Genomic DNA, 9549 nt, shown 5'->3' with positions numbered 1-9549 from the left:
CTGTCGCCGTGAGCATGCCGATGCCCGGGATGGCGAGAATAGTCTTGCAGGCCTGATTCTTCCATCCCCAGGCTTCGATGCGCTGATCCAGACGTCCAATCTCCTGATCGAGCCGTTCGATACTTTCTAATTGATCGCGCACGACCTCAAATAGCATGGGCGGCACGCTTTGCTCGATGTGAGCCATTTGCTGCACCATCTCGTGCAGGCCGGTACGCAGACCGCGCGGGAAGTGGACGCCGAATTCCAACAAGGTGCCACGCAACTGATTGACCAGCATGGTGCGCATCTTCACGCGTAGCCGGCGCATGGCGTGCAGGCTGAGGATGCACTGCTGCGGCTCGGTCTTGGGCGCCACCACTCGCATGCCTGGCTGCTGCGCGGCAGTCCAGATGGCTTTAGCATCGGCCGCATCGGTCTTGTTTGTCTGCACGAAAGGACGTACATAACCGGCGTGCAGCAGCATCGGTTCGTGACCCAAGGTCCGCAGTTGGCGCGCCCACCAGTGTGCGCTGCCGCACGCTTCGAGTGCGATACTCCCGGGCTGACGCTTGGCGAGAAACTCCAGCAGTTTGACGCGATTGAATCGCCGGTTGAAACACTTGCCGTCAGGCTCGACCCAATAGAGCTGAAAGACGGTCTTTGCAATGTCCAGGCCGTAGGTTGTAGTATTCATTTCGGGTCCCTCCATCCTCGCGTGGTTGGTCACACTCCCACTCTGGCACATCGATGCCGTTTCGTGATGGAGGGCCCACCTTCCGCCGCTCACGCTTCGTTCGATGTGCCACGGACTTTGCTCGTGTCGTTCAAGGTGGGGGGGGCGCGTTCATTCCATCTTCTTGTCCAAGCGACAAGAAGTAGGCAAGAAGCGCGTTTACTTGCCCTAACGGGCGAATATTGATCGTAGTGTGCTGAGGGTGTTGTACGGGTATGAACTTCAGAGAATGCCTGACTGCCTGCCGCGTGGAGCGCGTCCGCATGCAGGCTTTCAAGCCGTGATTGAACGAGCCCCGAACCTGTCCGTGGCCCCTGCTTCCACCGTCATCGCATCATCGCCTTCGGCTGCTACGCAGCTCACTAGTCGGTTAGTCAGGGGCATCAGCGGCGCTGGCGACGGTGCTTCCGTAACCTTGCTTTTCTGTCTTTTACTGAGCCGCGCAGCAGCCGAAGGCGATGATGCGATAGCGCGGGCAGTGTCGAGCCACGGACAGGTTCGGGGCTGGTTCAATCATTGCCGGAGAGCCTGCACACGGACGCGCTCCACGCGGCAGGCAGCGCGGCAGACTCTGAAGCGAATACCCGTACGAAATTCTTCGCACACTACGATCAATATTCGCCCGTTAGGGCAAGTAAACGCGTTTCTTGGTTACTTCTTGTCGCTTGGACAAGAAGTAACTCGCCGGCTACGCCGGCGAAACAGCCGCGCTTGCCAAGCACGACAACCCCGTCATTGCCAGAGAGCGAACCATTCCTTTTGACCCCCGACGCCTTCCCCGATCTCCATGTAATCTACCCCCTTCCAATCAGGAAACAAAGACAACCATGACCACCCACCGCTACGGCGTCGCATCCCCCGCCGAGATCGCCGGCATGACGGGCAAAGCCATCCTGCAGGCCATCATCGAAGGCCGCCTGCCCCAGCCGCCTATTTCAGAGGTGCTCGGCTTCTGGCTGACGGAGGTCGGCGACGGCTTCGCCGTCTTTGAAGGCGACCCCGGCACACACTTGTTCAATCCGATGGGAACGGTCCACGGCGGCTGGGCCCTGACGCTGATCGACAGCGCCACGGGCTGCGCGGCGAACTCCGTGCTGCCGGCCGGCACCGGCTACACGACGATCGAAACCAAGGGCAATTTCTCCCGCCCGATCAAGGCCGACACCGGCCGCGTTCGTGCCGAGGGGCGCGTGATCAATCAGGGCCGGCAGATCATCACGGCCGACGCACGAATCCTTGGCGGCGACGGCCGTGTCCTGGCACACGGCACGTCGACGCTGCTGGTGCTGGCACCTGCCGCTGCTCCGACTCGGTGAGCGTCGCTGTACTCGCTGGAGTCCCTGGGCAATCACGGGATTTCCTCTTCACCGATTGGAAATCTCCAGCTTCACCCCTGCCATTCCGTCGCGCCGAAGGCCGCCTTTCTCAGTGCTGAATCCCTCCGCCGGGACTCGTAGGTATGCTGCCCCAACCACAGCAGTGCAGGGCTCGCGCGAGCGTCCCGGAACATCACGAGAACCAGGAGACAGGCATGTTGACACCACGACGGATGGGTTTGCGGTTTATCTTAGGGCTGCTTTCGGTTGCCACCGCGGCAAGCGGACTGCTGGCCGGCGGCAGTGCCATGGCGGCCTATCCGGACAAGCCGATCCGGCTCATTGTCCCGGCCGCCGCCGGTGGCACGACGGACATTGCCTCGCGCCTGGTCGGCAAGCGCCTGGGCGAGACGCTGGGCCAGCCGGTCGTGGTCGAGAACCGCGCGGGCGCGGGCGGCATCATCGGCTCGCAGGCGCTCACGAATGCGTCCGCTGACGGCTATACGCTGATGATGGGCAATATCGGGCCCAACGCCATCAACTACAGCCTGTACAAGCACCTGCCCTACAAGCCGCAGGACTTTGCACCAGTCACGCTGGTGGTGTCGGTGCCCAATGTGCTGGTCGTCAACCCCTCCGTGCCCGCCCGCTCCGTCGCGGAGCTGGTGGCGCTTGCCAAGGCCCGGCCGGGACAACTGTCGTTTGCGTCGTCCGGCACCGGCCAGTCTCCGCATCTTGCGGGCGAGCTGTTTCGCAAGCGCACGGGCATCGATGTCGTGCACGTGCCGTACAAGGGCGCGGCGCCCGCGGTCTCCGATCTGCTTGCCGGCCAGGTCAGCATGATGGTGGACAACCTGCCCAGCTCGCTGCCACATATCCGGGCCGGCAAGCTGCGCGCGCTCGCCGTGACCAGCGCCACGCGCGTGGCCGAGCTTCCCGACGTGCCGACGATGAAGGAGGCGGGCCTCGATGACTTCCAGGTGACCGCATGGTTCGGGCTGGTTGCCCCCGCTGGCACGCCGCCTGCAATCATCGACCTGCTGCAGAAGCACGTCGCGAGCATCCTCGCCGAGCCCGCGACCCGCGGCAAGCTGGCCGAACTGGGCGGCATTCCCGGCGGCGATACGCCGGCCCACTTCGCGGGCTTCATCCAGAGCGAACGCGAACGCTGGGCCCGCGTGGTGAAGGACACCGGCGTACCGCTGCAGTAGCCGACGCACGCCGGCTCGGCACGGACACCACATGCCGATCATTGCATGGGCTCCCGCAGCCGCAGCGGCTGTTCATTGCGCGACCAGACGTCGAGCAGGAAGTCAGGCTCGACATGCCGCACATGACGATGCAGCCCCGGCTGGCGGCCAATGGTGGCGTGCAGGTGCCGGGTCGACATCTGGCGCCCCGCGAACGGGCGCAGCCAGTGGCACGCGACGATGGTGCCGTGCTGTGCAAGCGCGCCGACGGCACGCGCCACCGTATCGCGCCAGTCCTGCGGGGCAAAGTAATAGCCGAGTTCGCTGAGCACGATCAGGTCGAAGCTGCCCGCGGGCCAGTCCGCCGGAAGCCTGGCCACGCGCGCCTCGACATGCGCGTGGGCTGCCAGGCGTGCGCGCGTGCGCGCAACGGCACGGGCAGCGAAGTCGACGGCCAGCAACGCATCGCATCTTGCCGCAAGCCGCTCGGTCAGCATGCCGGTCGCGCAGCCGGCCTCCAGCGCGCGGGCATATCGCGCTTCCGGCAGGACCGCCATCAGCAGGTCGCGCTTGCGCGCTTCATACCACAGCGATTCGAGGCCCCACGGGTCGTCCTGCTCGAAGATCGCCTCGAAGGCGGTGGGCGATGTCAAAGCGCGTAGCCGTTGTCGGCGTGGCTGATGGCGGTGCCGAGTGCCGCCAGGTCGCGTCCGGCATGGCTTTGCCGCAGGAACTCCGGCACGTCCGCGCAGAGCGCGGACAATCGCGCATCGCGGCACGCCGGCCCCGCGCCGAGCACGTTGCCGGCGCGATGCAGCACGCGCTGCACCGTGGCTTCGACCACCGTGCGCACGCGCATGGCGGGCATGAACGCATCATCGTCGGGCTGGGTGTCGATCCATTCGGCGGTCTCGCGCAGTAGCGCGGCCGCCGCATGCAGGTCGCCGTCGATGGCGCCGAGCTCCGTGGCGGCATGGGCGTCGCTGCCGTGGCGCACGGTGTCCCGCACGGCCAGCGCCAGCGGCAATACGGCGCCGTACCAGCACGCGGCCATGCCGGCGCCCGCATGCCAGAAGCCGGGCCGCTCCAGATAGGCGCGCGGGCCGCCGACCAGGAGCGCGGGACAATCATGGAGCAGTATGCCGCCGCTGCAGGTGTCTTTCATGCCGACGCCGTGCCAGCCGGAGGACGTGACGGTCACACCCGGGCCGTGCATGTCGATGGCCGCGAGCCACGGCACCCCGTTGGCGTCGTGGCAGGTCAGCAAGGCATGGGATACGCCGCCGGCGCCGGCGCAACATGCCTGGCGGCCATTGAGCAACACCGGCCTGCCATGCGTCATGCCCGCGCGCGTTGCCAGGTCCTGTGTGTCCGCGTCCGGCGCGGGGCTGGCGCACGCGCACGCATCGGGCGGCCCGGCCGCCCACACCGCCCACTGGGTGCCCGGCTCGGGCCGGGCCCGTGCTAGCTCGGACAGGATCGCCAGCGCGTCGGCGTGGGCTTCGAACAGCTGGATGGCGACGGTCCCGTGCGTGGCCGCGACGATGGCGAACAGCTGCCAGCGCGCTGCCGTGTTGCCGTAGCCAGGCAGCGGGATGTCGCCTTCGGGGGCATGCGTAGTGATCAGCGCGTGAATCGTATCGCGGAGGTTCATGGTGCGCGGAAGTGCAGTCGCCCATGCATGGACCGCCCGCAAGTTCCCTGCCAGCGCCTGGGCGACGGCGTTGCCGCGCTTCCCCGGCTTCGCTACGCCTTTCCCGGTGCAAGCTTTACCGGTCCGCGACCCGGCGCCCGTGGAAAACGGGAATCAGGATCCGGCCGGTTTGCGCGTCAGCACCATCGCCAGTTCCAGCGCGGTGGCGGCCACCGTGTCGACGTCCGGCGCGTAGCCGTCGCGGATCCAGCGCAGCGCGATATGAACGACGCCGCCGGCGATGCCTGCCAGCAGCAATGGATCGCCAGTCTGCCCCGGCGGCAGCAGCGCCTGCGCGAGCAGGCCGCCGAAGGCGCGCAGCGACGCGTCGAGCGCTTCGTCCACGCGCTTGCTGACCCCGCGAATCTCGACCAGGAACACCCGGGCCGAACGCGGCTCGCGCTGCAAGGCGCCAAAATACGCGCGCAGCATGGCCAGCGCGCGCGGCTGGCGCCCGCGCCCGGCGTCTTGCATCGCATGCCCGATCGACTGCAGCAGCAGGTCGGTCACGGCGCGGAACGAAGCCTCCAGCAGGGCTTCGCTATTGGGGAAGGATTCGTAGAAGTAGCGCTCGGTCAGCCCGGCCGCTTCGCAGACGGCCTTGACGGTGGAATTCTGGTAGCCGCGCTCGCCATAGACCTGGATGGCCGCGGCGATCAGCTGGCAACGGCGCTGCGTGCGGCGCTCGTCGGCTGCTGCGCCGCGGTAGCGGCGCGCGGTGGAGGTTTCGGTCGGCTCGGTCGGCTCGGTCGGGTCGATCATCATCGGGCCATTATGACATTCCCTATTGTCAGATGGCATCTGACAACCTATGGTGTCAGAAGTGACCGCATCCGGGAGTCCCGCCATGACCGTTGCCGCACCCGAAGACACGTTGCTCGATGTCCTGATCGTCGGCGCCGGCCTGTCCGGCATCGGCGCCGCGCGGCACTTGCAGCAGCGCTGTCCGGGGAAGCGCTACGCCATCCTCGAAGCGCGGGATGCGATCGGCGGTACCTGGGACCTGTTCCGCTATCCCGGCATCCGGTCCGATTCGGACATGTACACGCTGGGTTACCGCTTCAAGCCGTGGAAGGGTGCGAAGGCCATTGCCGACGGTCCGTCGATCCTGTCCTATATCCGCGAAACCGCTGACGAAGCGGGCATTACCGCGCACATCCGCTTCGGCCACAAGGTGGTCGGCGCGGACTGGCGCGGCCACGAAGGCTGCTGGACGGTCACGACGGAGCGTACCGGGGACGGTAGCCGCCAGCAGTGGCGCGCGCGCTTCCTGTACGTGTGCGCCGGCTACTACAGCTATGCAGAGGGCCACCGGCCCGCCTTCCCCGGCGAGGAGCGCTTTCGCGGCCGCATCGTTCACCCGCAGTTCTGGGATCCGTCGCTTGACTATGCCGGCAAGCGCGTCGTGGTGATCGGCAGCGGCGCGACGGCGGTCACGCTGGTGCCGGCCATGGCGGCGACTGCCGCGCACGTGACCATGCTGCAGCGCTCGCCCAGCTACGTCGTGGCCCGTCCCGGCCAGGACGCGATGGCCGCCCGGCTGCGGCGGCTATTGCCGGAACGGCTGGCCTACGCGGCCACGCGCTGGAAGAACGTGCTGCTCGGCATGTATTTCTTCCAGCTGGCGCGGCGCCGTCCGGAGCGGGTCGGCGCGGCCATGGTCGGCATGGCCGCCGCGCAGCTCGGCCCCGGCTTCGATGTCGGCAAGCACTTCACGCCGCGCTACAAGCCGTGGGACCAGCGCGTGTGCCTGGTGCCGGATGGCGACCTGTTCCGCGAGATCCGCGACGGCCGCGCGTCGGTCGTCACCGATACCATCGAGCGCTTTGCCGAAGACGGCATCGTGCTGGCTTCGGGCCAGACCCTGCCGGCGGACATCATCGTGACGGCCACCGGCCTGCGGCTCAATATGCTTGGCGACATCGCCGTCAGCGTCGACGGGCAGCCGCGCGTGCCGGCCGCGCTGATGACATACAAGGGCATGATGCTCGATGACGTGCCGAACCTGGTGCTGGCCTTCGGCTACACCAATGCCTCCTGGACGCTGAAGGCGGACCTGACCGCCGAATACGTGTGCCGGCTGTTGCGGTACATGGACCGCCATGGGCACCGCGTGGCCATGCCGCGGCGCGACGCGTGCGTGCAGCCCGCGCCGTTCCTGGATTTCACGTCGGGCTATGTACAGCGTGCCGCCGGCGTGCTGCCACGACAGGGCGACCGCAGGCCGTGGCGCCTCTACCAGAACTACATCCTCGACATGCTCACCCTCCGCCACGGCCGCATTGCCGATGGCGTGCTCCGGTTCGACTTGCCGCGCAGCGCACCGGCGCCGCGCGAGGCGCCGGCAAGCCTGTCCGGCGGCGAGGTCCAGCCATGATGATCCTGCTCTACGTGACGCTGGCCCTGGCGGCGCTGTTCGCCGGACTCTTCGCGTACACCGTGCGCAAGGTGCGGCGCGTCGAGGCCGCGCTGCCGCCCGACGGGCGCTTTGTCGAGGTGCCCGGCGCGCGCCTGCACGTGGTCGAGCGTGGCCAGGGGCCGGCGCTGCTGCTGGTGCATGGCTTGTCGGGCCAGCTCGGCAATTTCGGCTACGGCATGATCGAACCGCTGGCGCGCGATTTCCGCGTGGTGGCGGTGGACCGGCCGGGCTCGGGCTATTCCGTGCGCACGCCCGGTGCGCGCGCAGACCTGGCCGCACAAGCCGATGTGCTGGCGGCGCTGATCGAGAAGCTCGGCCTGGAACGCCCGCTCGTGGTCGGCCACTCGTTGGGCGGCGCCATCGCGCTCGCACTGGCCGCGGGCCATCCGGATCGCGTCGGCGGGCTGGCGTTGCTGGCGCCGCTGACGCACCCGGCCGAAGAGATCCCGCTAGTCTTCCGGCCGCTGACGCTGCGGCGGCACGGGCTGCGCCAGTTCGTGGCCTGGACGCTGGCGGTGCCGATGTCGGACTTGCGGCGGGAGGTGGTATTGGAAATCGTCTTCGGCCCGGATCCGGTGCCGGCGGACTTTGCCCTGCGCGGAGGTGGCATGCTGGCGTTGCGCCCGAGCCATTTCGTCGCGGCGTCGGAGGATCTGGTCGCCGGTGCGCCGAGCCTGGCGCCGCTCGTCGCGCGCTACGGGGAGCTGCGATTGCCGGTGAGCATTCTGTTCGGCCGCGAAGACCGCATTCTCGATCCGGCCGCCAATGGCGAGGCGCTGGCCGCAAAGGTGCCGGGCGCCACGCTGACGCTGGTGCCGGGCGGCCACATGTTGCCGATCACGGCCCCCGACACCTGCGTGGACTTCGTGCGGGAAGCCGCCGCGCGCATGCATGTTGCCGAGGCGGCGACGGCATGAGCGCGATCGCTCGCGCCCGTGTCCGGCAAGGCGGCTCAGTGCGCCATGCCGGGCTTGCAGTCCTGCACCCAGCCGGCGACGCGGCTCGGGCTCATGGTCGGGCGCCATTCGCCCGAACCGCGGATCTCGACATCCGTCCCCTGCCGCGCCTGGCGCAGGCTGACCACGTAGAAGTAGCCTGTGTCCGTGCGCGTGGCCGAGCCGATGCGCACGTCCACCTTGCCCGGTTCCGGATAGGCGATCACATTGGCTTCTTCGCGCAGCCGGCTCTTCAGGCACAGCGTCAGGTCGCCGACGCTGGCGTCGGAGTGGATCTGCTTCGGCTCCTGGGCCTGGAGGTACTCGACGCTGGCGCCGCTGGCGCAGGCGGCCAGCCAGGGCACGGCCACGGCCGCGAGCAGGAGGAGGCGGAGGCGGAGGCGGGTGGAGGACATCCATGTTTCCTTTGTAAAAGCGACGCTGCATGCTACATGAGAATGTGTGGCGCAGGCCCGTCCGGACACCATGCGGGGGCGGGCCACTCCCGCCGCTCGTGCCACTGAACCACGTTCTCAAGGAAGACGCCGATGGCTGCCGCGATTGCCCCAGATCCCTACAAGCGCGATTTTTCCACCGCATTCAGCGCCATCCGCAAGCTGCTGGTGGACGGGCACGACACCACGCAGGTGTTCCTGATCATGCGCGCGCTGAACGGGCCGTCCATGCCCAGGAACTTCGCGCGCCTGCTGGGCACGCCCGACGGCCGGCGGCTGGTCTACCAGCGCACGGAACTGGCCGAGCGGCTGTGCGACCCGGCCTATGTATCGGCCTTTGCGCCCGGCACGGTCGGCGCGGCGTACCGGGACTTCCTGCAGCACACGGGCTACAGCGCCGACGGGCTGGCCGAAGTTTCCAACATGGGCCGCGAGCCACTGGTTGAAGACGCCTATATGTGGTTCGCCCGCCGCACGCGCGATATCCACGACATCTGGCACGTGCTGACCGGCTACCGTGCCGACGAAAGTCTTGGCGAGGCCGCGCTGGTGGCGTTCAGCTATGCGCAGACCGGCGGCCTTGGCTGGGCTTTTATCGCGGTGGCGGCGTCGCTGAAGAGCCTGCGCGTCACCCGCAGCCTTGCCTTTGCGCGCGCGGTGCTCGAAGGCTATCGCCTGGGCCGCGCGGCGAAGTGGCTGCTGGGCGAGGATTACGAGGCGCTCTTGCACGAGCCGCTCGATGCCGCGCGTGCCCGGCTTGGTATCGGCGCGGCGCCGCGGTATATGACCTGCCATCCGCTGCAGGACTGGCACGCCTGAGGGGGGG

The 9549-nt window shown here is 67.8% G+C and carries 10 protein-coding genes; 5 read left to right on the top strand and 5 right to left on the bottom strand.

Features of this window, described 5'->3' with window-relative positions:
* Window positions 1–676 (bottom strand): IS110 family RNA-guided transposase (locus AC3FKH_RS09285; protein ID WP_488674845.1); only part of this gene is annotated, 676 nt, incomplete at its 3' end.
* A gap of 866 nt (window positions 677–1542) precedes the next feature.
* Between AC3FKH_RS09285 and AC3FKH_RS09280 the strand changes: the two genes are divergently transcribed.
* Together AC3FKH_RS09280 and AC3FKH_RS09275 are read left to right on the top strand one after the other, a co-directional pair.
* Window positions 1543–2031: a PaaI family thioesterase gene (locus tag AC3FKH_RS09280; protein ID WP_488674843.1), complete on the top strand. Its 489-nt coding sequence runs from the start codon at window positions 1543–1545 to the stop codon at window positions 2029–2031.
* Window positions 2032–2246: 215 nt separating this feature from the next.
* Window positions 2247–3242 carry a Bug family tripartite tricarboxylate transporter substrate binding protein gene (locus tag AC3FKH_RS09275; RefSeq protein WP_488674841.1) on the top strand — a complete coding sequence of 332 codons (996 nt, stop codon included), beginning with the start codon at window positions 2247–2249 and terminating at the stop codon, window positions 3240–3242.
* Between the two features lie 38 nt (window positions 3243–3280).
* On the opposite strand, the gene AC3FKH_RS09270 is transcribed toward AC3FKH_RS09275, so the two are convergent.
* The 3 genes from AC3FKH_RS09270 to AC3FKH_RS09260 form a co-directional block, all read right to left on the bottom strand.
* Window positions 3281–3874 (bottom strand): SAM-dependent methyltransferase, encoded by a 594-nt coding sequence (locus AC3FKH_RS09270; RefSeq protein WP_488674839.1) that lies wholly within the window; start codon window positions 3872–3874, stop codon window positions 3281–3283.
* A complete protein-coding gene (locus AC3FKH_RS09265; RefSeq protein ID WP_488674837.1) occupies window positions 3871–4875 on the bottom strand; it encodes an acyl-CoA dehydrogenase family protein in 1005 nt (334 codons plus the stop codon). The genes AC3FKH_RS09270 and AC3FKH_RS09265 overlap by 4 nt, the downstream gene beginning before the upstream one ends.
* Window positions 4876–5028: 153 nt before the next feature.
* On the bottom strand, window positions 5029–5679 hold the full coding sequence (locus AC3FKH_RS09260; protein ID WP_488674835.1) for a TetR/AcrR family transcriptional regulator: 651 nt from the start codon (window positions 5677–5679) through the stop codon (window positions 5029–5031).
* A gap of 82 nt (window positions 5680–5761) precedes the next feature.
* On the opposite strand from AC3FKH_RS09260, the gene AC3FKH_RS09255 reads away from it, so the two are divergent.
* Window positions 5762–7291 (top strand): flavin-containing monooxygenase, encoded by a 1530-nt coding sequence (locus AC3FKH_RS09255; RefSeq protein ID WP_488674833.1) that lies wholly within the window; start codon window positions 5762–5764, stop codon window positions 7289–7291.
* Complete coding sequence (locus AC3FKH_RS09250) at window positions 7288–8250, top strand: alpha/beta fold hydrolase (RefSeq protein WP_488674831.1); 963 nt, start codon at window positions 7288–7290, stop codon at window positions 8248–8250. The genes AC3FKH_RS09255 and AC3FKH_RS09250 overlap by 4 nt, the downstream gene beginning before the upstream one ends.
* A gap of 35 nt (window positions 8251–8285) precedes the next feature.
* Here the strand turns inward: AC3FKH_RS09250 and AC3FKH_RS09245 are convergent, their stop codons facing one another.
* On the bottom strand, window positions 8286–8684 hold the full coding sequence (locus AC3FKH_RS09245; RefSeq protein ID WP_488674829.1) for a hypothetical protein: 399 nt from the start codon (window positions 8682–8684) through the stop codon (window positions 8286–8288).
* A 132-nt stretch (window positions 8685–8816) separates the two neighbouring features.
* Here AC3FKH_RS09245 and AC3FKH_RS09240 point away from each other — a divergent pair, with 132 nt between their 5' ends.
* Window positions 8817–9542: a Coq4 family protein gene (locus AC3FKH_RS09240; RefSeq protein WP_488674827.1), complete on the top strand. Its 726-nt coding sequence runs from the start codon at window positions 8817–8819 to the stop codon at window positions 9540–9542.
* The last annotated feature ends 7 nt before the right edge of the window (window positions 9543–9549 follow it).

Source organism: Cupriavidus sp. 21MJTG02-4, assembly GCF_057798975.1.
This window is presented reverse-complemented; position numbering and strand designations above follow the sequence as displayed.